The sequence below is a fragment of the Bradyrhizobium sp. LHD-71 genome, from assembly GCF_031157255.1.
GTDB lineage: Bacteria > Pseudomonadota > Alphaproteobacteria > Rhizobiales > Xanthobacteraceae > P52-10.
This window is the reverse complement of the sequence record NZ_JAVIFX010000030.1, coordinates 1-23,878: the sequence shown is the minus strand read 5'-3', so window position 1 is coordinate 23,878 and position 23,878 is coordinate 1. Positions and strand designations below refer to the sequence as shown.

Genomic DNA, 23,878 nt, shown 5'->3' with positions numbered 1-23,878 from the left:
CGTGCGGGATACGGGACTTTCTGTTCCGCTGCGGTGCCTTTGGCTCCCTTTCGTTCCCTCAGAAGCGAAATCCGCCTTGCGCCCGCCATCCGGAAATCATAAGGAAAACGTACCACTTAGAGCCGTCGGGGTGTAGCGCAGTCCGGTAGCGCATCTGCTTTGGGAGCAGAGGGTCGCAGGTTCGAATCCTGCCGCCCCGACCAATCCACCCGTGGAGAGAAACGCGTACACGCTTTTCGCTCTGTTTCTCGTTCCTCCTTGAAGGCTCGGGCGATCTGGTCTGCAAGAGGGCTTACGAAGAAGGACACGGCGGAGCATTCGCCGGTGTGGATGTGCACTTCCGCTGGCATGCCGGGGACGAGTCGGAGCCTGTCGAGGCCGCCGTCTGTGGCTCCTTGGTGAGGTTGTCAGTGATGCGGGACTCGACGGGCCGGAACAGCGATTCGGCACAGGCCATGAAGTCGCGAACGAGCGGCAGGCGTCGCCGTTCGTCGAGGCAGACCGTGTATTCCTCGATCAGGATCCGGGCATCCGTGAGAGGCAGGAAACGCAGTCGCGAGTCGTACCCGAACTCGCGGTCCGCAACGATTCCGAGCCCGAAGCCGCCAGCGACCAGTTCGCGGACACCTTCCGGCGTCGAGGCTTCCAGCACTGGTCCTACTCCGACGGAGTGAGCCGCGAGATTCCGCTCGAACACTTCGCGGGTGACCGAGCCGCGCTCTCGCATGACGAAGGGCCGCCCGCCAAGGTCCTTCATGGCGAGCGAAGACCGGCCGGCCCAGTCGTGATCGGCGCGCACGAACACGCCGATGCCCATGCTCAACATGGGCCGGGCATGGAGGCGGCGATCCGCCGGCAGGCGGGCCGTGATGCCGACGTCGGCTCGATGGTTCAGGATGTGCTCGATCACCTGTTCTGAGTTGCCGAGGCTGAGCGTGAAGGTCAGCTGCGGGCGGTCCCGTTGCAGGTTGGTGAGGATCTGGACGGGATGAAAAGCGCCGTCCGCGGCAAGGCGAAGGTGCCCGCCGGCACGTCGGACGTCGCAGCGCAGGAACGCGCGCGCTTCCGATTCCGCGGCGAAGAGGCGCCTCGTGACCTCGAATAACGTCTGGCCTTCCGGCGTCAGGACGACGCCCCGCTGCTTGCGCTCGAACAGGCGCACGCCGGATAGAGCTTCGAGCTGTCTTACCTGGCTCGACAGCGTCGACTGGCCGATCGAGATCTCGCGCGCTGCGCGTGAGAAGCCGCCGCAGAGCGCGACCACATGGAAGGCGCGGAGCTGTTTGATGGACACTTCTGTGCAGCAGCCCTCGGAGACTCAAGTCGGCGGGCCGATCCACCTTGAATGAGCATCTTCAACAAGCATCGTCGTTTCCAATTGCGGATTTATGACGCATCCGGCCGTGGCGGGACATGAGCGAGCCGATGCAGCCATCGGTCTTGTCGATGAGGCCTATTGATACTTTCGATGCGACGGCGCCTGAGCATTTCAAGAAGCCGTCATGGGCCTCGCCTAACCATCCGTCACCACGACGACGCGAGCTGCGTGAGGCTCAAAATGGGGACTGAACCATGACGACTTTCGCCATTGCATCTACTCCGGTCGAGACAAGCGCAACGCCTTCGGCCGCTCCGGTCGAAGTCGTCAATCGCATCGACGACGTGATGGTGACGCCGGACGCCGAGAATGCGGTGATCGACCTTTCGACAGTGTTCCGCGGCGAAGGCTTGACCTACACGGTGCAGACGGCTCTCGGTGAGATCGTGAACGCCACGGTCGGCGACGACGGTAAGCTCGTGCTCGACTTCGGCGAACTCGGCTTCTCGGACGTCAAGGTGACGGCGACCGACGCGAGCGGCCATGTGGTCAGCGACTATTTTCGCGTACGCGTCGCCGGCGAGAACGCCTACACGATCGCTGTGCTGCCGGACACCCAGGACTATACGGATCACCCGGAGCTCTCGCACATCTTCGGAGACATGACGCAGTGGCTGGTCGACAACAAGGACAGCCACAACATTCAGTTCATGATCCATGTCGGCGACATCACCCAGAACAACCGGCCAGGCGAATGGGACGTGGCTGAAGCCGCGCTGCGCAAGCTCGACGGCAAGATTCCTTACTCGCTTTTGCCCGGCAATCACGACCAGGCCACCGGCGGCACGGCAGCCGATCATTCCTCGGTCTATCTTGACGAGCGTTTCTCGCCGGAGAAGCAGAAGGCCACGAATCCGGACACCTTCGGCGGCGTCTACGATCAGGAACCGGACAGCAGCCGCAACAGCTACAGCACCTTCACTGCGCCAGACGGTACGAAGTGGCTGGTTCTGTCCATGGAGTTCGGCCCGCGTGACGACGTGATCCGCTGGGCGGGTGAAGTGATCGAAGGCCATCTCGACCATCGCGTCATCATCGCCTCGCACGCGCTCACCGATTATGCCGGCCGCCACGACGCGCTCGGCGGACCGCTCTACGACGAGGGCGCGGGCTACGACTACGGGATGGGTCGCGACCCTCAGGGCGCCAACGACGGCGAGGCCGTCTACCGCGAGCTGATCGCCAAGTATCCCAATGTCACGATGACGTTCTCCGGCCACATCTTCGGCGATGGTGCGGAGACCAACGTCAGCTACTCGCAGTACGGCAATTCGACCTTCGAGATGCTGGTCAACTATCAGAACGGCATCTCGCGCGAGATCACGGGTAACGGCAATGAGGCGCTGGGCAACCGCGGCGGCAATGGCGCCATGCGGCTCGTCGTGGTCGATCCCGACAACAACACGATCTCGACCGAGACCTATTTCACGGAATTCGACGACTACCTCGACGGCTATCGCGTCAAGCCCGAGCTCGACCGGGACGGCCTGACCGGCGAGTATCGCGGGCACCAGGAGACGTTCGAGGACGTCGATGTCGGTACGCCGGAACTCTTCGCCATGGCCAAGGCCGGCGACGATCTCACCATCGAAGCGGAAGATGGCGCCGATACCGCGGCGGTCACGCTCAATGCCTCGCGATCGCTCAACCCGAAATCGGAGGCGCTCACCTATTCGTGGACCAACAAGGACGGCGACGTGATCGCGACGGGGGCGCGACCGACCGTCGATCTCGGCTTGGGCAAGCACGAGTTGACGCTCACCGTCACCGATGCCAGCGGCATGAAGACGACCGACGAGGTGTTGGTGATCGTACGCGGCGACGACACGCTGCTCGTCGAGAATTTCAATGACGGCAATGCCAACGGCTGGGCGACCGGCCCGGCGGCGGGCGTCGAGATCACCGTCGGCGATGCGGCATCCCACGGCATCCCGGCGCTCGGCGCCTCTGACAAGGTCGCGTTCGTGCCGGCGCTCGCCAACAGCGAGAAGCTGCAGCTCTCGCCCGTTCCCGGTGCGCCCACCGGCACGGCCGTCAAGTCCTATTCGCTCGTCTACGACATCTATGTGCCGAGCGCGACGGCTTCAGCCTACACGGCGCTCTTCCAGACGGACATCGCCAATAACAGCGACGGCGACCTGTTCATCCACAAGACCGGCGCGACAACCGGCGGTATCGGCATCGGCGGCAATTACCAGGGGACATTCCAGTTCGATGCGTGGCAGCGCGTCGCCTTCGTGTTCGAGGATCAGGGCGACGGCAACCTGAAGCTCAGCAAGTACATCAACGGCACCAAGGTGGGCGAGCAGACCGTGGCTGCCGACCGCTATACTCTCGACGCGTCCAAGGGTGCGCTGCTGTTCTCGGACGAAGACGGCGAGACTTCGCCTCTCTACGTGTCGAGCGTGCTGGTGACGGACAAGGTCTATACCGCCGCGGAAATAGAAGGCCTCGGCGGCCCGAAGGCAGGCGGCATCGTGACGACGCCGCCGACGCCGAACTCGACCCAGTTCGACTTCAACGCGCCAGATCTCGCTCCGACCTTCGGTCCGGGCGAGGTCGGGCTTGGGGAGGGCGGCACCACCGGACCGTTCCTGCTCAAGGGCACGGTCTTCTCGCGTCCGGACGCGGAAGACGGCGTGCCGTCGCCTGAAGCTGCGCTCTGGGACATGTCCGACGCTGCTAACAACAAGCTCGTGTGGACCGGCGAGGGGGCGCAGACGTGGTCCGACTACGTGTTCGAGGCGTCGATCACCTCGACCGACAACGATACGGTTGGATTGCTGTTCTACTATCAGGATGACCTGAACTATTACCGCTTCACTATGGACGGCGAGACCAACCGTCGCGAGCTGGTCAAGGTGAAGGACGGAGTTGAGACCGTGCTCGCCTCGACCGCAATGGGCTACCAGTTCAACGTCGAGCTGATGCTCAAGGTTGCCATCGTGGACAATGAGATCAACGTCTTCCTCGGCGACCGCAACGTGTTCGGCGGGCCGGTGGTCGACGAGAACAATGCGCTGACCCACGGCGCGGTCGGGCTCTATTCGAGCGAGCAGCGCAGCACAAGGTTCGACGACATCGCGGTCACACGCGCCGGCCTCACCGCACATGCGGGTGAAGATGCGCGCCTGTTCGATCTCGATGGCGACGGCGCGGTTGAGGTTGCGCTCGATGGCGGCGGCTCGTTCGGCCTCGCTGAAATTGTGACTTGGCGCTGGACCGACGCGGACGGCAACGAGATCGCGACCGGCCGCAATCCTGCCGTGGAGCTCGGTGCCGGCCGGCACGAACTCACGCTCACAGTGACAGACGCCGGCGGCAGGACCGCCACCGATCGCGTCAATGTCGAGGTGATGGCGAAGGAGAAGATCCTCGTATCCGAAAACTTTTCGGCACCGGCATCGCTGTCCCGCTGGACAATCGTTGACGAAGGCGAGTTCGGCGGCATCGGCGCGGACGGCAAGTCATCGGAATGGCTCATCCGGGATGGAAAGCTCATCCAGACCACAGATCTGCAGAGCCGCGAACTGACCTGGAACGGTGCCACCAATCCGGACTACTGGCAGCGCGGCTGGAGCCCGCTCGGCGATGGCGTGAACGTGCTGCGCGTCGGAACCTACGCGCTCTACAATGATCCGGCCGCACGGGAATGGGACGACTATTCCATCGAGACCACGGTGCAGACGCCGGACAACGACGGGCTCGGGCTGCTCTTCCATTACACGGACGCACGAAACTTCTACAAGCTCGAGCTCGACGCCGAAGGCACGCTCGACCGCAATCCGGGCAATGGTGCCGGCAGCGTGTTCAATCTCGTACGCATGCGCAATGGCGTCGAGGAAATCCTCGGCCAAGTGCCCGGCAAGTACGAACCCGGCCAGCCGATGAAGCTGCGCCTCGACATCGTCGACCAGAAGATCACCGCCTATCTCAATGGCGAGGCGATCTTCTACTATCCCATTGAGGACCATGGCAACGAGAGGGGCACCTTTGGCCTCTACTCCTGGGGTAACCAGGGCCTCACCTTCGACAACGTCATCGTGACGGATATCACCCCGGCGGTCGAGGAGCCTGGCGACCAGGTCATCGTCGGTACGGACGGTGACGACACCCTCGTCGGCGGCTCAGGCGACGACGTCATCACTGGCAAGGACGGCGATGACGAACTGACAGGCATGGCAGGTGACGACGAGCTCGATGGCGGCTCGGGCGACGACGTTCTCGACGGCGGTGAGGACGATGACACGCTGGCCGGCGGCGCCGGCGACGACCTGATCAAGGGCGATGCCGGTGACGATACGATCCAGGGCGGCGCCGGCAACGATATGCTCGACTATTCCGAGCAGACGGGCGCTATCACGCTCAACCTGCAGGCCGGAACCGCCACCGGCACCGACATCGGCAGCGATACGTTCGCCGGAATCGAGACCGTCGCCCTCGGTTCCGGGAACGATCGTGTCACAGGCAGCAACGGCAACGACGTCGTCGACGGTGGGGCTGGCGACGACGCGATCGACGGTGGCAGTGGCAACGATACGCTCGCCGGCAGCATCGGCAACGACAGCATGGATGGAGGCAGCGGCGCTGACCGGGTCGACGGCGGTATCGGTGACGATGTCCTGCGCGGCGGCTCCGGCGACGATGTCGTTGACGGCGGCGCCGGCGAGGACCAGCTCGATGGCGGCAGCGGCGCCGACATCCTCATCGGCGGCGATGGCAACGATACGATCGACGGTGGCAGCGGCAACGATCGGCTGATTGCCGGCGGCGGCGACGACGCGTTGACCGGCGGCTCCGGCCGCGACATCTTCGTGTTCGCGTCGGATTTCGGACGGGACGTGATCAAGGATTTCAGCGCGAGCGGTGCCAATACCGACGTGCTGGAGTTTTCAACCGATCTGTTCGCCGACTACGCGGCCCTTCTCGATGCGGCCGAGCAGGTTGGCCGCGATGTGACTGTCGCGATCGACGCCGATACCTCGCTGACACTGAGCAACGTTCAGCTCACCTCGCTGGCTGCCGACGACTTCCGGTTCGTCTGAGGTTCGGTCAGATGCTGGGCCGGGCCGTGCTCCCGTCCCAGCATCGCATCAGATACGCCTGCCGCGTTGCGCTGCTGTTCCGGCGGCCCGGCGGTCACGTGATGCTGGGCGGATAGTCCACGTCTAGGAGCGCGACAACCAGCACATGGCTGGCAGTCACACTGCCAGCCGCTGCGAGACAGCACGCGCGGCGGCAATGACCTTTTCGCCGAAGAACGGCATCTTCTCGATGGGAAGGCGGGACGAAGGGCACGAGATCGACAACGCTGCGACCGGTCGCCCATCCTGGTTCATCACCGCCGCTGCGACGGCATGAACGTGCAGGTCGAGCTCGCCAATGTTGGTCGCGTATCCAAGCCTTCTGATCTGTGTGATGTCCTTGCGGATGAGATCGGGGTCGATCTTCGAGTTCTCGGTCAGTGCCGTCAGCTTGCCGGCCAGGTAGTCTTCCTGTTCGCGGGCCGTCAGGTGTGCGAGAAAGGCCTTGCCGTTTGCCGAGGTATGCAACGGCGAGCGTGAACCGAGATCGCGCACCGTGCGCAGCGCGAGCGGCGAATCCACTCGCTCGATCAAGACCAGATGGCGCTCCTCGCGCACCATCAGATGTGTCGTCTCCTGCGTCTCGTCACGCAAGGCCTGCATGATCGGCAGCGCCGCTCGTCGCAACCGCGCTTCCGTCTCCGCCGAACGGCTCAACATGAAAAGCTTGGAGGTGATCTTCCATCGCCGGCGCGGTTCGTTGGTCGGCCTGATCCACCCCGCTTCATGCAAGGTCATGAGCCCTCGCTGGACGGTGGTCTTCGGCTGCTGCAGTTGGCGGGAGAGATCGGACACGCCGATCTCGGGTGAGATTGCTACGGCTTCGATGATGCGAAGGACGGACTTGACGCTATCCATTGTCGTTCTTGCTTTGCCAAAATTGTACGCCGGCGGACGCAGACGCATGCGACGGCCCGGCGCCTTTACATCGCCGGTAACCTTGTCTAGCGTACCGTTATAAAGAACAAGTTGTTCCAACTCAAGGAACAGCATGGGGAATTTTGGAGGGTTGATGTCCGTCGCCAAGGCCGCAGCAAAGGTCGATCAGGCTGTGGAGGCGACGCCTCCGCTGTTCTCGATAAAGGAGGGGACCGCGACGATCCGGCTGAACCGCCCGGCGGTCGCCAACCGGCTGGAACCCGACGACGTCGCAGCGCTGTCCGACCTCTTCGACCGTATCGAGAAGGATCCCGCGATCCGCCTGCTGGTGCTGACCGGCACGGGACGGATCTTTTCATCCGGCTATCATCTCGGCGATCTGCAGGACCGGGCCTCGGCGCAGCAGACGCCGGCATCGCCGGCGCCTCGCAACATGGCGTTCGAGGATATGGTCAATAGGCTCGAGAACCTGCGCGTGCCGACGATCTGCCGGCTCAACGGCGGCGTCTACGGCGGCGCCACCGACCTCGCGTTGGCTTGCGACTTCAGAATAGGCGATGCCACCGCCCAGATGTTCATGCCGGCGGCCCGGCTCGGGCTGCACTATTATGAGAGCGGCATGGTCCGTTACGTGACCCGGCTTGGCGTCAATGCGGCGAAATTGCTCTTCCTCACTGCGCGCCGCATCGACGCCCAGGAGATGTTCCGCATCGGCTATCTCACCTCGCTATGCGAAGCAGGTCGCCTCGACGCGACTGTCGATGAATTGATCAAGGATCTTGCAAGCATGGCGCCGTTGTCGGTTGCCGGCATGAAGCGGGCGATCAACGAAATCGCGCGCCACGAGCTTGATCGCAAGGCGTTCGAGGAGCGCGCGCAAGCCTGCTTCCAAAGTGACGATATCAAGGAGGGCCTTCGCGCCTTCCATGAAAAACGCCCGCCGCGCTTTTCAGGGCGGTAGGCAAACAAAAACCAACGAGCAGACACAGGCTCGAGGTTCGGGGAGGATACCATGGGTATGAATCGCAGGACTTTCGTTGCCGCCGGCCTTGCGGCCACGCTGAGCCCACGCGGAGCCGCCGCACAAATGAGCGACTATGAGAAATCGCTGTACGAGGCGGCGAAGAAAGAGGGCGAGCTCACCTGGTACGTCGCCCACTACAATTCGGAGACTGGCGAGCGCTTCGGCCGGACCTTCACGGAAAAATATCCAGGCGTGAAGGTCAATGTCGTGCGGACCACGGCGCAGGTTGCCTACCAACGTCTCAGCCAGGACATCCAGGCGAACGTGCCGAATTGCGACGTGTTCGCCACGACCGATATCGGTCATTGCGTGTCATTGAAGCAGCGCGGCCTGCTCATGAGCTTCAAGCCTCAGACTATGGAGCAGATTGCGCCGGTGTTCCGCAATGTCGACAAGGACGACCAGTTTCATACGACGTCGGCGACGTTCGTGTCGATCCTGTACAACACTAGCAAGGTAAAGGCCGAAGACGCTCCCAAGACCTGGAAGGCGCTGCTGGACCCGAAATGGGTGAACCAGGTGTCGGTGGGGCACCCGGGCTTTTCCGGCTTCGTCGGCGTCTGGACGGTGCAGATGAAGAAGCTCTACGGTTGGAGCTATTTCGAGACGTTGGCCGAACGCAAGCCGCAGATCGGTCGCTCGATCATCGATACGGTGACGATGCTCACCTCCGGCGAACGCCTCGTTGCGGCGGGGCCCGGCAGTCTGGCGTACTTGCAGGCCTCGCGCGGCAATCCGGTCGGTGTGATCATTCCCGAAGAAGGGGCGGTGCTGATGAGCTCGCCGACGGCGATCATGAAGAACAGCCGCCATCCGAACGCGGCAAAGCTGTTCGTCGAGTTCCTTTACGGCAAGGAGGCGGCCGAGATTGCCCGCGATGAGTTTGGTAGTCCGCTGCGGCCCGACGTCGACCCGCGACCTGGCGTGCTTCGCGTTACGGAAATGAAGCTGATCCAGCCGAGCGTGGACGAAATCGTGAAAGGTATTCCAGAGGTGATCGAGGAGTGGCGGGACACCTTCGGAATCTGATCGTGCTGGGGCTTTATCATCATGGTGGACGTAAGAGCGGATAGCGCGGCCGCGATCCCTTCGCTGCCGAAAGCGCGCGAGAGCAGCCTGCGCCCGAAGCGGGCGTTCGATCCGATGCTCATTCTCTGGATCCTGCTGGCGCTGGTTCTGGCTTTCCTGATCGTCAATCCGCTGCTGCGGCTGATCATCGACAGCTTCAGGCAGGTCAACGGCACGGAGATCACCTTCGCCAACTACATCTCCGCCTTCAGCCGCGCCCGGCACATTCAGGCCGTGATCAACACGTTGTGGATGGCAAGCTTCGCCTCGTTGATCGCAGCCGCAATGGCCGTGCCGCTCGCCTGGGCGGTGTCGCGGACCGACATGCCGGGACGGAACTGGGCGCATGCGAGCGTGATCGCCGCATTCATCATCCCCACCTTTCTCGGTGCCATTGGCTGGATGCTGCTGGCCGGCCCCAATGCCGGCTGGCTAAACAGGATCTGGGTCGGCATTTTCGGCACGGCGACGGGGCCCTTCAACCTCTTTTCGTTTTGGGGCCTCTGCTTCGTGGTCGGCATCTATGCCTTTCCGCTCATCTACGTGTTCACGCGCTCTGCGCTCGACCTGATCTCGACGGAGATGGAGGAGGCGGCTGCCGTCCATGGTGCAGGCACGCTGCGGACCATGGTGAAGGTGACCCTGCCGCTGGCACTGCCGGCCATTCTCGGCGCCTTCATTCTTGTGTTTTTGGAATCGATCGCGCTTTACGGAACACCGGCGCTCATTGCGATCCCGGCGCGATACAACGTCGCCACCACGCAGCTCGCCACGTTCTTCGAGCATCCTTTGCGTGTGGAAGTCGCGGCCGCATTCTCGATGCCGTTGATCCTGGTTACCATCCTGCTGCTCTGGATCCAGCGCCTGCTGCTGTCGAACCGCAGTTATGTTTCGGTCTCAGGCAAGGGCGGTGACCGTCGGATCGTCCGGCTTGGTCCGTGGAAGTGGCTGCTTGCCGCCTACGCATTCGCAATCTCACTGGTCACGGTGCTGCTTCCGCTGGTGGTGCTGGTTCAGTGCGCATTCGCGAAAGCGTGGGGCAGGGGCCTCGCGATCGACAATCTCACACTGTACAATTTCTATCACATCTTCTTCGAGCAACTCACGGTGCGACAGTCGATGTGGAATACCTTCTCTTATGCTGCCGTGACGGCAACGTTCTGCTGCGCCTTCGGCTTCGGGGTCGCCTACATCGTCCAGCGTCGGCTGTTGCCGCTGACACCGGTGTTGTCGTTCCTCGCGCTCAGCCCGGTCATCATTCCAGGCATCGTGCTGGCGATCTGTTTCTATGCTGCTTATGCCGGCGCGCCATTCTACCTTTACGGCACCGGCCTCATCATCATCGTGGCGTTCATCACCCGCTTCATGCCGATCGCGTTTGTAACCGTCGGCTCCGGAATTCGCAGCATCAATCCGGAGCTCGAGGAGGCGGTGCGGATTCTCGGTGGCAACCGGCTGATGGTGCTGCGGCGGGTCGTGGCGCCGCTGTTGAAGAAGACGCTCCTGGGCGCCTGGATTCTCACCTTCGTGCTGGCAACTCGTGAGCTCTCCACCGCCGTATTCCTGTCCGGGCCCGAGACGCGGGTGATCTCCGTGCTGACGCTCGATCTGAGCGAGCAGGGTCGTTATGAGATCCTGGCGGCGATGGGCGTCGTACTCTTGTTCGTGACCACAGCCGTGGTGTTGGCGGGAATGCGCGTCCTCGGACGCGACTTTATGCTGAGGCGAAACTGATGCAAAAACTGAACCTCAAGGGTTTGACCAAACGCTATGCCTCGACCGCCGTCGTTGACCACATCGACCTTGCGCTGCAGGAAGGTGAGTTCGTTTCGCTGCTCGGTCCGTCGGGCTGCGGCAAGACCACGACGCTGAGGATGATCGCGGGCTTCATCGATCCGTCCGAGGGCACGATCGAAATGAACGACCGGCTGCTTTCGTCGCCGGCCGCGTCGGTGCCGCCGGAACGGCGCAACATGTCGATGATCTTTCAGTCCTACGCGATCTGGCCGAACATGACGGTGTTCGAGAACGTCGCCTTTGGCCTGCGCGCCAGAAGGCGCCCCAGAGACGAGATCGTACGCCGCACCAATGAGATGCTGTCGATCGTGCGGCTCGACCAGTTGAGCGACCGCTACCCGAACGAGTTGTCGGGCGGCCAGCAGCAGCGCGTTGCGCTGGCGCGCGCGATCGTCGTGAAGCCGGAGGTTTTGCTGCTCGACGAGCCGCTTTCCAACCTCGACGCCAATTTGCGCGAGGAAATGCGCGGCGAGATCAGGCGGCTGCATGACGAGTTCCGCATGACGACCGTCTATGTAACCCATGACCAGTCCGAGGCGATGGCGATTTCGGACCGGATCGCCGTGATGAACAAAGGCAAGGTCGATCAGCTCGACGTGCCCGTAAACATCTACCGCACGCCGAAGACCCGCTTCGTGGCGGGTTTCATTGGCCGCACGAACTTCATCGAGGGGCGCCCGAACGGCGACGTCGTCGATTTCACCGGCTTCAATGTCGCAAAATCCAGCCTTGGCACGACCGGCATCCCGGCGGGCGTTTCCACCTTCTCCGTGCGACCGCAAAGCATGGAGGTGTTCGCGGCACAGCCGGCTGAAGCGACCCGGCCGGTGATCCCGGGCAAGATCGCCAACCGTACATTCCTTGGCGAGACATGGGATTACACCTTCGCCGCCGAATCCGGACTTCGCCTGCGCGTCGTTTCTTCGCCGGCCAATGCGCTGGAAATGCACCAGCCGGTCTGGCTCAGGATCGACCCCTCGCAAATCGTCCGGGTCGAAGACTCGCCCGCGAACGCCTGAGCCTTGCGCGAGGCGCCAACCGGACCGTGAGGTTCAGGCGGCGTCCTTGCTGCGTGGTGGCCGCGTCAGGATGGAGGGGCCGACCTTGCGGATGGGCGTCACGCCATCTTCCGCGACCCGCGGTGGCTTCTTGTCCAGCTTCGCCGACCAGTCCTTCAGATAGGCGATGGCGCACAGGAGGCCGATGCCGCCAAAGCTGACCAGAAACTGCATCCACAGGGCAGGGTTCATGATCAGCAGGAAATGCCCGACGAAGGCAAGGAAGACGCCCGAGCAGAAGACTTCCAGCGAGTGCTGGCCGCACAGGATGGCCGGACGAAAGCCGTCCCACTCCAGACCCTTCCAGTTGCGCGGCACGAACCGCGTGACAAAGAATGCGATGATGACGAAGTGTATGACGCGGTACGGTGCGAGATTGGTCTTGTCGTTCGGATTGAAGGCCTTGAAAACATCCTCTGGGAAGAGTGCCGCGAGCCGCGGAAAGCTGCCGGCCAGCGTCATGACCATCGCAAACAGCAAATAGGCCGTGCCGACCCAGAGCAGCCATCTGGATCGGATCAGCTTGCGCGAATCCATCGCCCCGCCGAGGGCGAACCAGGCGCCGAACATGAACAGCAGCTGCCAGGCGAACGGATTGAAGTACCAGCCTCCCGACGGAAAGCCGGGGAAATTCCAGCCAAACGTCCGGGCCGCGAAGTACAGCACGATCGACCCGACGAGCGTCAGGTCCGGCTTGCGCAGCAGGCACCACAGCGCGAACGGAAACGCCGCCATCAGCACGATATAGAGCGGCAGCACATCGAGATTGACCGGCTTGAACTTGAGAAGCAGCCCTTCAAAGATCGTCTGAACCGGATTGTCGATCAGGCCCGCCACGTTGAATTCGTTGATGATCTGCGGTTCGTTGTAGCGTTGTGCGAGGTAGCCGATTGCGGCGATGTAGATGATGAACAGAAGGATGTGTGCGACATAGAGCTGCCAGACCCGCTTCATCAGCTTCACGGTGCCGATCAGGAAGCCGCGCTCCAACATCACCTTCGCGTAGACGAACGAAGCGGTGTAGCCGGAGATGAAGACGAACAGGTCCGCCGCGTCACTGAACCCATAGTTCCGGGTCGTAACCCAGGCGACCACGTTGTGCGGAATGTGGTCGAGGAAGATTGCCCAGTTGGCGATGCCGCGAAAAAGATCCAGCCGGAGGTCGCGGCCACTGGGAGGAAGTACGGCTTGGATATTGCTCATGCGGACCGATCGACTTGAAAAGTTACCGTGAGGGACGACAAAACGGACAACAAAACGGGGAAACAGCCAATATGGTAAGACGGCCCGCCCGGATTGTAAGCCCGAGCAGAACGGACTATACCGATTCCACGGCCCCCGTGACCCCAGGCCCGCATCGCAGATCGGTCAAATCAACTCAAATCTAATTCAGCCCAGGACCACGTGGGGAAAAGCCTCGCGTGGGGATTTGACGAATCGCGGTTACCAACGCCGAAATCCCTTACCTGGCTGGGCTGCTAGTATTTGTCTGCGGTATCTACCCTCGGTTCAAGGTTCTTAGCGGTGCTTGCCGCGAGCGCGTCCGGGCGTTAGAACCCGGCAACCAGCGGTTTTCGACAAGGAATGGCTCGTTTCGACCATGACAGCGCGCATTTACAGGCCGGCCAAGAACGCCATGCAATCGGGCTCGGCGACGAGCCGCGAATGGCAGCTCGACTACGAGCCGGAGCAGCCGCGCATGATCGAGCCGCTGATGGGCTGGACGTCGTCGACCGACATGAAACAGCAGCTGACCGTGCGTTTCGACACCAAGGAGGAGGCCATCGCCTATTGTGAGCGCCATGGCATCCCCTACCAGGTGCTGGAACCGAACGAGGCCCAGCGCAGGATTGCCGCCTATTCGGACAACTTCGCATTCAAGCGGCGCGAGCCCTGGACGCATTGAGGCCGCGCAGCATTCTTGCGTAGCTGCGCCCTTCAGATCGGATCGCGGATCAGCGGCGCCGTAGAGCAGTGGATGCCGCCGCCGCCGAGGGCAACCTTATCGTAGGCGACGACGCGCGTCGTGATGCCGGCCTTGGCGAACTTCTCCATAGTGCGCGGCGAGATCCCCTCGGGCACGATCACATGGCCGGGACGTACGGCCAGGCAGTTGATCACCCAGTTCTGATCATCCGGGCACACTTCGATCTGTCGGATCTTCAGCTCGTTCAGCTTCTCCAGAAACCAGAACGGCAGCAGCGTCGGGTTCACGAACGCGACGTCGCGATCGATCATCACGAACATGCCGTCGATGTGCAGCCGGTAGCCGGTGAGATGCACACGCAGAAGCTCCACGCCTTGCGTGCGCAACACGTCCTCGAGCTGCTGCGCGCCTTCCTCGTCGACCCGGCTCGACAGGCCGACCACGGCCACTTTGGGCGTGATGAAGGCAAAGCTACCGCCTTCCATCAGGCCTGTACCGGAGATCGTGCGCAGGATCGGCATGCCAAGACTGGCGAGCGTACGGGTTACCGGCAATTCCTCACCGCGACGGATCGGCGGACCCAGACGCGTGACGATCGCGCCACCGTTCACGGCGATGACGCTGTCGCGCGTATAGACCGTCTTCATCTTGCCCGGCGCGCATTTGTCGACATAGACGACCTCCGCGCCTTCCTCCCGCAACGCACTGGCGAGCGCATCGTGCTGCGCCTGCTGGGCCGCCAGATTTGGAACAGTATCGCCGCGCCAGTACCATCCCTCGGCCGGATCGCCGAACGCTCCGATGTCCGGCAGACGCTTGTTCGGATCGACGATATTCAGTTCGGGTCCGGGACGATGCATCAGCACCATCCGAATCTGACCGACATCATTGTTGCAGCCCCAGCGGCGGCCCCAGACCTCAACCTGTTGCGCTTCCGCTTCGAAGGCCGGCTCAGCCCTTGAGGCGAACGTCTTGATGAGCATGTTGTAGCGATATTCTGGTTCCGAGATGATCGACATGGCGGTCTCTATTTTAGAAGGGGAATGATCGGTGTTGCTGCGATGCGGCTAAGGTGCGGCGGTTGGAATCGTCCACTCCTGGCCGCGTACGGTCGTGACGTATTCCGGCCAGCGGTAATGGACCGGCGGCGCGAAGTCGGCGGGCAACAGCGGGGCGATCCACGAGGTGCCTCCGATTCCTCCGCCTGTACGTTCGCGAAATTCGCTTTTCGCCTTGTCCAGTGAGACGCCATCGCTCAGCAGATCGAGAATGGTCGTCGCGATCACCTTGCCGGCGGTCAGCCACATCGGATCGATGCAGGCCGGCACGCCTCCCATCGCATGACGCGTCCACTCGGGATAGCGATAGCCGGGGTTTGGCGCGCGTAAGGTCGGACGGCCGACATAAAGACGCACAGTCGGTGCGTGCCAAGTGTAGTCGACATAGTCGTCGGCCGCGAGATTGGTCTGCCAGGACGGCAGCTGTTCGCGAAAGGCTTTCTCGCCGTCCCAAGGTGCGGTCAGGTGCTGGATCTCCGGCGTGAACGGATCCTCCATCGGCGGAATGTCGAGACTGGCCTGGATCTCGCGGGCGAAACTGCGCGCCTTCTCGTCCCATTGCGGCGCGCCGATCGCCTCGAAATTGCGCCAGGTGACTTCAGCCATGGCGTGATTGGCAAGGCCAGCCCGCGTCCGGGTGATCCAGTTCGCCGTAACCTTGCTGTGCGTCATCGCCGCGCAATGTTCGGCGTTGCGGTCGAGCACCTCGAACACGCGCGCGCACATGTCGAGCGTTGGAGCGCGCAGCGAATATTGAATCTGGGCGAGACCCGGCGCGATATTGTCCGCTGCCGCCTGTCCCGCATGCAGAATGAACTCGTTCAAACTCCAGCTGCCGTGATGCGGCAGCATCGACTCCTTCATGTATTTGGATGACGTGTACATCAGGCAGACCGCATCGATCGCGCCCGGTGCGCGCGCGGCCGAGTGACCGTGGGCGACGCCGGTCACGGCGCCAGCATTCTGCCAGGTTTCCGGATTGTCGCATTCGAATGTGTAGATCCGGCTCCAATAGGGGGCACTGTGCGTGTCCCAGAAGCAGCTGTTGGCGAGCCTCGGAAAGGAATGCGGATGAAAGCTGATCGCTGCATCGAGATCGTTGTAGTAGCCCTTGGCCGCGTGAACGGGTTTGGAGCCGCACATCTTCTCGGCCGGCTCGCCGAAAAACTTCAGCCGGCCCTTGATGCCGTGGCGCTCCATCACGTGTTTGGCCGCCAGGAAGCCCGTGAAAGATCCCATGCCGAGCGCGGAATGCGGATCGGTATGGCCTGCCGCGTGACGGTTGACACCGACGCGAGGCTGACGCCGCGGCACTGGATCCTGTGACGCGCCCGGAACCGCGTCATACTCGGCATACCCGCCGATGGTCGGACCGTCGCCGTTCGACCAGACTGCTGCGAAGGCGGTGGGCATCTCACCCGAGCCGGCTTCGACGTCGAAGCCTTCGGCCCTCAGCCGTTCGACGTACCAGGCCGAGGACTTGTATTCGCGCCAGGATGGCTCGTGAAGATTCCAGATCGTCATGTGATCGCGGGACAACTGCGCAACGTTGTCGTTGATCCACTTCACTGCCAGCGCTTTATCGGGGGTCAGGTCGCTGTTTCTGGGCATGGTTGTTATCAGTTCGGTTATTGCGTGCGTCGCGCACGGATGGCGATGTCGATCAGCAGGAGAACTACGGTCGTCAGCACCAGCACGGAGGCGACCGCGGCCATCGTCGGATCGAGACTTTCATTGATGCCGTCCCATATCCGCCGCGGCAGCGTGAACACGCCGCGGCCGGCGATGAACAGCACGATGATCAGTTCGTCCCAGCTATGGATGAAGGCGAAGATCGCGCCCGAGATGACGCCTGGCAGAATGTTTGGAATGATCACCATCCGCAGCGTCTGACCCATGCTGGCGCCGAGGCTGAGGGCGGCCTGCTCGAGCCGCGGATCAAAGCCGGCGAGTGCCGTCGAAACGGTGATGACCACGTAAGGAAGCCCGGTCACCGCATGGGCGATGATCACGCCGGTATAGGAATCGATCAGTTTCAGGTCGACCCAGAACTGATAGATGCCGAGCGCATAGACCACGGTCGGCACGATGATCGGCACCAGCATCAGCATCCGCACCGCGTTGCTGGCGCGGTTGCCCAGTCGCCAGCAACCGATCGCGCAAAGCGTGCCTGCGACCACTGCGATCGCCGTCGAGGCTGCGGCGATCACCAGGCTATGCAGAATGCTTGTATGCCACGCCCGGCTGGTCAGCAGGCTACGGTAGTATTGCAGCGACAGGCCGTCGTGGGGCAGGGACAGGTAGGGCCGGTCGGTGACCGAAACCGCGAACACGATGGTGATCGGAAGAACGAGGAAGCAGATGATCAGCCACGCCATCGAGCGTGTCGCGATCGAAATGCCGGCGGACGGAAACGCGCTCATGGCCTAGATCGATCCAAACAACTTGCGCAGATCGACGAAGCGGCTGAGCACGGCGAGCAGGGCACCGATGACGATCACCAACGTTGCGGCCAGCATGGTCCCGACGCCCCAGCGTACGACTTCCAGGATCTGGACCTTGATGTACTCGGCGATCATCAGCGTCTTGCCGCCGCCGAGAATGGCGGGTGTCACGAAGAAGCCGAGCGAAAACATGAACACCAGAATGCCGGCACCGACCACGCCGGGCATCGACAGCGGCAGAAACACCTTGCGGAACGCCTCGCTGCGCGTTGCACCGAGTCCGCGGGCGGCTGCGATGCAGCGCTGATCGATGTCGCGCATATTGGCGTAGATCGGCAGGATGCCGAACGGCAGCATGTAGTGAACCATGCCGATCATGACGCCGGTTTCGTTCCAGATCAGGCTGAGCGGACTGTCGACGACTCCGCTAGTCATCAGAATGTTGTTGATGAGGCCTTCCCGGCGGAGCAGCACGAACCAGGCGAACGCGCGTACCAGCACGGAGATCCACAGCGGCACGATCACGCCCAGGAACATCCAGCGTCTCGCACGCTCGCCGGCGTGGACCAGGGCGTAGGCGACCACATACGCCAGGACCAGTGTGATCAACGTAGTCAGGACACTGATGCGCGCTGTGGTCAGGAGCATCTTATGGATCGAGGCGCTGGTCAGAAGCAGCTCGAAATTCTCCAACCCCGGCTGTGGCTCGGTGACGCTGATCCAGAGCACCCGGGAGATCGGATAGACATAGAAGACGATCATCAGAGCCAATGCCGGCGTCATCAGCAGCCAGTAGCGCGCCGATCCGCCGACCCGCAGGCGGCGCGCTAAAGACGATCGCGAAGGATCGGCCCCGATCGTCGGGGCCGGATCAATCGCAGCCAGACGCGACAGCATTGCTCGCATGGCGGATCAGGACGAGATGAAGTCGAGATAGGCCTGGAAGGTCTTCGAGTGGTTCTCGATGTACCAGGCGGCATTGATCTTCGCCTGCACCGCCACATTGGCCGGATCGGCCGGATTCATCGCCCGCAGGTCGGGCGGTACCAGGGCCTGTGCCGCCGGATTGGACGGTCCGTTGCCCATCGCGGCAAGCAACTTCACCTGCCCCTCGGGCTGCTGCATCGAGGCGATGGCGCGAAACGCCTCCGCACCTGCCGGATTACCTTTCGGCACGACCCAAAGCCCCGGCTGCAGCAAGCCGTCCTTGAAGGTGTATGCGATCCGGCCCTGCGTCTCCCCCTTCAGAACATTGGCACGCGTGTGCCACAACAGACCCATCACGCATTCGCCATCGCGCATTAGGCTCTGACTCTCGGCGCCGCTGTTCCAGTACAGCACGTCCTTTTTGATCGTTTCGATCTTGGCGAAGGCACGTTTGGTGTCGAGCGGATAGAGCTTGTCCTGCGGCACGCCGTCGGCGATCAGGCACAGCTCGAGCATCGCCTGAGAGTCCTTGCGCATCATCCGGCGGCCCGGATACTTCTTGAGATCGAAGAAGTCGGCGAGTGTCGGCGTTTCCTTCACCTTGGCCGTATCCCAGGCCAGCACCGACGAGAACATGTAGTTCACCACGCCGTTCTCATAGGCGAATTCGGCTGGCACCTTCGCCTTGTCGACGATGCTGTAGTCGATCTTTTCCAGCGCGTTGCGCGGACCGAGTTCGGCCAGCGTGGTGATGCCGGCGTCGCAGATATCCCAGGTGACTTTGCCCGATTGCACCATCGTCAGGATCTTGCCGTTCAGCGCGCCACTGCCGTCGAGCACGATGCGGCCGCCTTGCGCGGCGAACGGCTGAACGTAGGCTTCATCGAACGCCTTCATCGCGGCGCCACCAAAGTTCACCAGCACCACCTCCTTGCGCTGCTGGGCGAGCGCAAGCGGCGAGGTCAGAACGGCAGGGGCAGCGATCACAGCGGCGCCGCCCTTGAGCAGGCTGCGGCGGGATAACGCGGACGAGTTGTCGATGCTGGTCATGGGAGCGGCTCTCGGTTTGATGTGGGCGATCATTTGCAGGCTCGAAGATCAGTTGTCGGCGACGAGAGTTCCGGCGCCGGCGTCCCAGCCGATCGCCACCGGCTGACCAGCGGCAGGCGGCTCGCCGTGCTTCCATGCCGGGACGACCACAGCGACGGCGCCGAACTCCAGCGTGTCGACGACAAGGCGGAACTGGGCGCCGAAGTAGCTCCACTCGGCGATGACGCCTCTGAGAAGGTTGTCCGGCCTGCCGCCATCGGCTGTGATCGCGATTTTTTCCGGCCGCAGCGCGACGACCACCTGCTTGCCCAGCGGCGGACGCTCACCGTCTCCAATCGCCTGAGAGACCTTTGCGCCCTGATGGGACAGCACGAAACCGCCGTCGACGTGAGCATCGACGGTGCCTCGCAGGAAATTACTTCTGCCGAGAAAATCGGCGACGAACCTCGTCGCCGGCCGGTCGTAGAGCTCGCTCGGGGCGCCGTGCTGGACGATCTTGCCGTCGCGCATGACCGCAATCCGGTCCGACATCGACAGCGCTTCATCCTGGTCGTGAGTGACATAGATGAAGGTAAGGCCGACCCGCTTGTGCAGACGCTTCAGCTCGTCCTGCAGTTCGCCCCTGAGGTTCTTGTCGAGCGCGCTCAGCGGCTCGTCGAGCAGAAGCAGATGTGGCGTGAACACCATGGCGCGCGCAAGGGCGACGCGCTGCTGCTGGCCGCCCGACAACTGGCGCGGATAGCGGTCGGCGCGCGAGGCAAGCTGCACGAGATCGAGCGCGGCATTGACCTTGTCCTGGATCTCGGCCGTAGGACGTTTTCGTACCCGCAACGGAAACGCGACATTGTCGAACACGGTCATGTGCGGAAACAGCGCATAGCCTTGAAAGACCATACCGAAATTGCGCTGCTCGGGCGGCAGGTGGGCAATGCTCTGCTGATCGAGCAGGATATCGCCGCGGTCCGGCTGCACGAAGCCTGCAATCGACATCAGAAGCGTGGTTTTGCCGGAGCCTGACGGTCCAAGCAGGGTAAGAAATTCGCCGCGCCTGACCGCCAGCGACACGTCGTCGAGCGCGGCAAATTCGCCGTAGAACTTCGAGAGGCCGGCGACATTGAGATCGTGGCCGATCCGACCGGCCGTCATAGCCGGGTCCGTCCTGCGGCTGTCCGGTTTGAACCTTGTCCAAGAAGCTTCATGACACTCAGCGTCATACGCGCGTTTTGACCCGCGTATCCATTCTACCGGCTCCCCGCGAGCCGTTGGCCCGATTGCCCCGGGTTCCCAAAACGTGGCGCATCGTCCGAGACGCAACAATCATCTAATTTGCACGCCAATCGTGGTTTTTTTGAACGGGTGTCAGTGGTGACCTCTTACTGTGCAAGCGCCGCCTCCAGAATATCCAGCCCGTCATCGACAACGGTATCCTCGGCCGTCAGCGGCGTCAGGATACGGATGGTGTTGGCGTTGGTGCCGCAGGAGAGCAGCACCAGGCCGTTTTCATAGGCGTATTGCACCACGCGCCGGGTTGCATCCGCGTCGGGCTCTGCGCCGCCGCGCTCCCTGACGATGTCGAACGCAACCATGGCGCCGAGGCCGCGAATGCGATCGATCGGCAGCAGGTTGTTCTGCAGGTGGAACTTCTGCAGCCGCGCCGTGAGCCGGCTACCTAGCGCGGCCGCGCGTTCAAGCAGCCGTTCCTCTTCGAACACGTCGAGTACGGCAAGCGCTGCAGCGCAGGCGAGGGGATTGCCCGCGTAGGTGCCGCCAAGTCCGCCGGGGTCGGCCGCGTCCATGATCGCGGCGCGGCCAATCACGCCCGACAGCGGAAAGCCGCCCGCGAGGCTCTTGGCGACGCAGATCAGGTCGGGCGCGACGTCGTAGTGCTCCATCGCGAACATCTTTGCGGTACGCCCGAAGCCGGTTTGCACTTCGTCCGCCACCAGCACGATGCCGGTCTCGTCGCACAGCTGGCGCAGCGCCCGCATCAACTCCGGCGGCGCCTGGTGGAAGCCGCCTTCGCCTTGCACCGGTTCGATGATGATTGCCGCGATCCGCGACGCGTCGGTGTCGGCCTTGAAGATAAACCTAAGATACTTGAGCGCATCCTCGACGCTGACGCCGAGTTGCGGCACAGGGAAGGGCACGTGCCAGACGTCAGGCAGCACGGGACCCAAACCCTTCTTGTATGGCACGACCTTGCCGGTCATGGCCGAGGCCATAATGGTGCGGCCATGAAAGGCGCCGGTGAATGCGATCACACCGGAGCGTCCGGTCGCTGCGCGCGCGATCTTGATGGCGTTCTCAGTCGCCTCCGCGCCGGTAGTAAAAAACGCGGTCTTGAGCGCGCCCGGGATCGGCGCCAGCGCGTTCAGCCGTTCGGCGAGTGCGATGTAAGGTTCGTACATCAGCACCTGAAAGCAGGTGTGAGTGAAGCGCTGCATCTGCTCGGTAACGGCGGCCAGAATCTTCGGATGGCAGTGCCCGGTGTTGAGCACCGCAATGCCGCCGGCAAAGTCGACATAGCGCTTGCCCTCGACGTCCCAGATCTCGGCATTCAAGGCGCGCGCCGCCGAGATCGGTGTCGCGTGGCTGACGCCGCGGACGATCGCATTGTTGCGGCGGGTCAGCAGTTCGGCATTGGTCGGCATGGCAGGATCCGGTTGAGGCAGACGTCACGCAACGCTAGAAGCCGCCTCGCGCCCGAACAATCAGCTTATTCCACATGAATTGCTGCATCTGATGCACGCTTTGGCGCGCCGCTCTGCAGTGTCTCCTTCAGCCAGCGACGCAGAACCACGAGCTCCGCATCGCCCCACCGCTTGGCAGCAGCGAGAAAATAATACCCGCCAAGTCGGACGGGATGCGGACTGAGATCGACCAGCCGGCCGGATTTGAGATCGTCTTCGACCAATAGCGTGTTGGCGAGCGCGACGCCCTGGCCAAGCCGTGCCGCCTCGATCGTCAGGTGTGCGTGCCACAGACGCGGGCCGCGCAGCATCGGGAAGTCGGTAACGCCGGAGTATTCCAGCCACTGCTCCCAATAGAGTGTCGAGGCCTCATGGATCAGCGGCAGCTTCAGGAAATCGGCGGCCGTCCTGACCTCTGGAAAGCGCGACTGAAACGACGGGCTCGCGACCGCATGCACCAGCGGGTGCGCGATCAGTTCGGTCCTGACGTCGGCATGAGCCTCCAGCCCGTTGATGCAGATGACTTCGGCGTCGGCCTCGCCGCGCATAAGGTCCGGTCGCGACAGTGTGGGCTGCAGAACGATTTCGTAATTTCCGAGACGGCTCTGCAATATCGGTAACGCCGGCAGCAGCCGATGATTGGCGATGCCCGGAATGCACCACAGCGTCAGGCTGCGTCGGCGGTCTGGACGGATGTCGTCGTTCGCCTGGCGCATGATCTCGAAGGCGCGGCGGATCTGGGTATGGAAGGCTTCGCCGGCAGCGGTGAGCAGCAGGCCGCGCCCACGCGGCTCGACAAGCGCAACGTCGAGATCGAGCTGCAAATTCCTCAGGTGGCGCGAGACGACCGTCGGGCTCACGGCCAGCTCGTCGCTCGCCGCCTTGACACTCCCGGTGCGCGCGAACGCCTCGAAGGCTCTCATGGCATTTAGGGATGGAAGGCGCATCGACCCGCAACTCTCGACAGACTCTGCCCCGGCCGGAGTGGCGTACCGCACCTCTCCGGCCGTGGGAAGGGTGGGGTTTGCGGCCTGTAGCCGCTTCGAGCTACGGACGTGCATCGTCGCCCCTGTTTGTCCGGCCCGAGGCTTGCCGGTCTTCTTGCGCTTTCCTTTGGCCCGAAAGGGCTGTGCGGAACGCTGGACGTTTGACCGCGCCCGCGGCGCCGCATGCCTTTGGGGCATACGGCAGCCGTGTGCTTTGGAAGGCACACGGCAAACTGCCACGGAGGAGGCTCAACGCCTGCGCTCCGCACGCGATGGTTCTTTTCACGGCTTGCTGCATGTCCCCAGGCCTCGCCACTTTCGCTGGCTTCGCCCGGCTCGTGCGAACTGTCGCCCGGACATGCACTTGGACCGTCCGTCCGTCGTACCGACGTCTTGATTGCCTTCGGGCATCACACGGATTTCTCCGGCGCTTTCCATAGCCGTTCGAAGAACGGCGTCGCTTCGCTCGCCTATGGCCCGGCATCGTAACGGCCACCGCATCCCGCTC

General features: G+C 62.8%; 17 protein-coding genes and 1 tRNA gene. 7 read left to right on the top strand and 11 right to left on the bottom strand.

Annotated features, from left to right (window positions below):
• Window positions 1–126: 126 nt before the first annotated feature.
• A tRNA-Pro gene (locus tag RCO31_RS27585) sits at window positions 127–203 on the top strand.
• Between the two features lie 89 nt (window positions 204–292).
• On the opposite strand, the gene RCO31_RS27580 is transcribed toward RCO31_RS27585, so the two are convergent.
• Window positions 293–1,294 (bottom strand): LysR family transcriptional regulator, encoded by a 1,002-nt coding sequence (locus tag RCO31_RS27580; protein WP_308971572.1) that lies wholly within the window; start codon window positions 1,292–1,294, stop codon window positions 293–295.
• A gap of 278 nt (window positions 1,295–1,572) precedes the next feature.
• Between RCO31_RS27580 and RCO31_RS27575 the strand changes: the two genes are divergently transcribed.
• Window positions 1,573–6,423 (top strand): metallophosphoesterase, encoded by a 4,851-nt coding sequence (locus tag RCO31_RS27575; RefSeq protein WP_308971571.1) that lies wholly within the window; start codon window positions 1,573–1,575, stop codon window positions 6,421–6,423.
• A 156-nt stretch (window positions 6,424–6,579) separates the two neighbouring features.
• Here RCO31_RS27575 and RCO31_RS27570 read toward each other — a convergent pair whose 3' ends face one another.
• Window positions 6,580–7,320, bottom strand: a complete 741-nt coding sequence (locus RCO31_RS27570; RefSeq protein ID WP_308971570.1) for an IclR family transcriptional regulator — start codon at window positions 7,318–7,320, stop codon at window positions 6,580–6,582.
• A gap of 154 nt (window positions 7,321–7,474) precedes the next feature.
• On the opposite strand from RCO31_RS27570, the gene RCO31_RS27565 reads away from it, so the two are divergent.
• Genes RCO31_RS27565 through RCO31_RS27550 form a run of 4 tightly spaced genes read left to right on the top strand, consistent with a single transcriptional unit; the run spans window position 7,475 to window position 12,249 of the window.
• A complete protein-coding gene (locus tag RCO31_RS27565; RefSeq protein WP_308971569.1) occupies window positions 7,475–8,302 on the top strand; it encodes an enoyl-CoA hydratase/isomerase family protein in 828 nt (275 codons plus the stop codon).
• Between the two features lie 51 nt (window positions 8,303–8,353).
• On the top strand, window positions 8,354–9,394 hold the full coding sequence (locus RCO31_RS27560; RefSeq protein WP_308971568.1) for an extracellular solute-binding protein: 1,041 nt from the start codon (window positions 8,354–8,356) through the stop codon (window positions 9,392–9,394).
• Window positions 9,395–9,415: 21 nt separating this feature from the next.
• The gene (locus RCO31_RS27555) at window positions 9,416–11,167 is read left to right on the top strand and encodes an iron ABC transporter permease (RefSeq protein ID WP_308971567.1); all 1,752 of its coding nucleotides are present in this window, start codon (window positions 9,416–9,418) and stop codon (window positions 11,165–11,167) included.
• Window positions 11,167–12,249, top strand: a complete 1,083-nt coding sequence (locus tag RCO31_RS27550) for an ABC transporter ATP-binding protein (protein WP_308971566.1) — start codon at window positions 11,167–11,169, stop codon at window positions 12,247–12,249. The genes RCO31_RS27555 and RCO31_RS27550 overlap by 1 nt, the downstream gene beginning before the upstream one ends.
• A 33-nt stretch (window positions 12,250–12,282) precedes the next feature.
• Here RCO31_RS27550 and RCO31_RS27545 read toward each other — a convergent pair whose 3' ends face one another.
• The gene (locus tag RCO31_RS27545) at window positions 12,283–13,491 is read right to left on the bottom strand and encodes an OpgC domain-containing protein (RefSeq protein ID WP_308971565.1); all 1,209 of its coding nucleotides are present in this window, start codon (window positions 13,489–13,491) and stop codon (window positions 12,283–12,285) included.
• Between the two features lie 397 nt (window positions 13,492–13,888).
• On the opposite strand from RCO31_RS27545, the gene RCO31_RS27540 reads away from it, so the two are divergent.
• The gene (locus RCO31_RS27540; RefSeq protein ID WP_308971564.1) at window positions 13,889–14,194 is read left to right on the top strand and encodes an ETC complex I subunit; all 306 of its coding nucleotides are present in this window, start codon (window positions 13,889–13,891) and stop codon (window positions 14,192–14,194) included.
• Between the two features lie 32 nt (window positions 14,195–14,226).
• On the opposite strand, the gene RCO31_RS27535 is transcribed toward RCO31_RS27540, so the two are convergent.
• The 8 genes from RCO31_RS27535 to RCO31_RS27500 all read right to left on the bottom strand — a co-directional run bounded on the left by RCO31_RS27535 (window position 14,227) and on the right by RCO31_RS27500 (window position 23,331).
• Window positions 14,227–15,234: an arginine deiminase family protein gene (locus tag RCO31_RS27535; RefSeq protein ID WP_308971563.1), complete on the bottom strand. Its 1,008-nt coding sequence runs from the start codon at window positions 15,232–15,234 to the stop codon at window positions 14,227–14,229.
• Between the two features lie 48 nt (window positions 15,235–15,282).
• Window positions 15,283–16,884 (bottom strand): amidohydrolase, encoded by a 1,602-nt coding sequence (locus RCO31_RS27530; RefSeq protein ID WP_308971562.1) that lies wholly within the window; start codon window positions 16,882–16,884, stop codon window positions 15,283–15,285.
• Window positions 16,885–16,901: 17 nt separating this feature from the next.
• Window positions 16,902–17,696, bottom strand: a complete 795-nt coding sequence (locus RCO31_RS27525; RefSeq protein WP_308971561.1) for an ABC transporter permease — start codon at window positions 17,694–17,696, stop codon at window positions 16,902–16,904.
• Between the two features lie 3 nt (window positions 17,697–17,699).
• Window positions 17,700–18,623 carry an ABC transporter permease gene (locus RCO31_RS27520; RefSeq protein WP_308971560.1) on the bottom strand — a complete coding sequence of 308 codons (924 nt, stop codon included), beginning with the start codon at window positions 18,621–18,623 and terminating at the stop codon, window positions 17,700–17,702.
• A 6-nt stretch (window positions 18,624–18,629) separates the two neighbouring features.
• Window positions 18,630–19,694, bottom strand: coding sequence for an ABC transporter substrate-binding protein (locus RCO31_RS27515; RefSeq protein WP_308971559.1), 1,065 nt, complete (start codon window positions 19,692–19,694; stop codon window positions 18,630–18,632).
• A gap of 48 nt (window positions 19,695–19,742) precedes the next feature.
• Window positions 19,743–20,840 carry an ABC transporter ATP-binding protein gene (locus RCO31_RS27510; protein WP_308971558.1) on the bottom strand — a complete coding sequence of 366 codons (1,098 nt, stop codon included), beginning with the start codon at window positions 20,838–20,840 and terminating at the stop codon, window positions 19,743–19,745.
• 227 nt (window positions 20,841–21,067) lie between these two features.
• The gene (gabT, locus tag RCO31_RS27505) at window positions 21,068–22,345 is read right to left on the bottom strand and encodes a 4-aminobutyrate--2-oxoglutarate transaminase (protein WP_308971557.1); all 1,278 of its coding nucleotides are present in this window, start codon (window positions 22,343–22,345) and stop codon (window positions 21,068–21,070) included.
• A gap of 65 nt (window positions 22,346–22,410) precedes the next feature.
• Window positions 22,411–23,331 (bottom strand): LysR family transcriptional regulator, encoded by a 921-nt coding sequence (locus tag RCO31_RS27500; RefSeq protein WP_308971556.1) that lies wholly within the window; start codon window positions 23,329–23,331, stop codon window positions 22,411–22,413.
• Window positions 23,332–23,878 lie beyond the last annotated feature (547 nt).

Bases quoted from the DNA above. Each gene is read 5' to 3' on its own strand.
- RCO31_RS27560 (WP_308971568.1), top strand. From the start codon at position 8,354: ATGGGTATGAATCGCAGGACTTTCGTTGCCGCCGGCCTTGCGGCCACG.
- RCO31_RS27555 (WP_308971567.1), top strand. From the start codon at position 9,416: ATGGTGGACGTAAGAGCGGATAGCGCGGCCGCGATCCCTTCGCTGCCG.
- RCO31_RS27570 (WP_308971570.1), bottom strand. From the start codon at position 7,320: ATGGATAGCGTCAAGTCCGTCCTTCGCATCATCGAAGCCGTAGCAATC.
- RCO31_RS27535 (WP_308971563.1), bottom strand. From the start codon at position 15,234: ATGTCGATCATCTCGGAACCAGAATATCGCTACAACATGCTCATCAAG.
- RCO31_RS27550 (WP_308971566.1), top strand. From the start codon at position 11,167: ATGCAAAAACTGAACCTCAAGGGTTTGACCAAACGCTATGCCTCGACC.
- gabT (WP_308971557.1), bottom strand. From the start codon at position 22,345: ATGCCGACCAATGCCGAACTGCTGACCCGCCGCAACAATGCGATCGTC.
- RCO31_RS27545 (WP_308971565.1), bottom strand. From the start codon at position 13,491: ATGAGCAATATCCAAGCCGTACTTCCTCCCAGTGGCCGCGACCTCCGG.
- RCO31_RS27540 (WP_308971564.1), top strand. From the start codon at position 13,889: ATGACAGCGCGCATTTACAGGCCGGCCAAGAACGCCATGCAATCGGGC.
- RCO31_RS27510 (WP_308971558.1), bottom strand. From the start codon at position 20,840: ATGACGGCCGGTCGGATCGGCCACGATCTCAATGTCGCCGGCCTCTCG.
- RCO31_RS27575 (WP_308971571.1), top strand. From the start codon at position 1,573: ATGACGACTTTCGCCATTGCATCTACTCCGGTCGAGACAAGCGCAACG.
- RCO31_RS27525 (WP_308971561.1), bottom strand. From the start codon at position 17,696: ATGAGCGCGTTTCCGTCCGCCGGCATTTCGATCGCGACACGCTCGATG.
- RCO31_RS27520 (WP_308971560.1), bottom strand. From the start codon at position 18,623: ATGCGAGCAATGCTGTCGCGTCTGGCTGCGATTGATCCGGCCCCGACG.
- RCO31_RS27515 (WP_308971559.1), bottom strand. From the start codon at position 19,694: ATGACCAGCATCGACAACTCGTCCGCGTTATCCCGCCGCAGCCTGCTC.
- RCO31_RS27530 (WP_308971562.1), bottom strand. From the start codon at position 16,884: ATGCCCAGAAACAGCGACCTGACCCCCGATAAAGCGCTGGCAGTGAAG.
- RCO31_RS27500 (WP_308971556.1), bottom strand. From the start codon at position 23,331: ATGCGCCTTCCATCCCTAAATGCCATGAGAGCCTTCGAGGCGTTCGCG.
- RCO31_RS27565 (WP_308971569.1), top strand. From the start codon at position 7,475: ATGTCCGTCGCCAAGGCCGCAGCAAAGGTCGATCAGGCTGTGGAGGCG.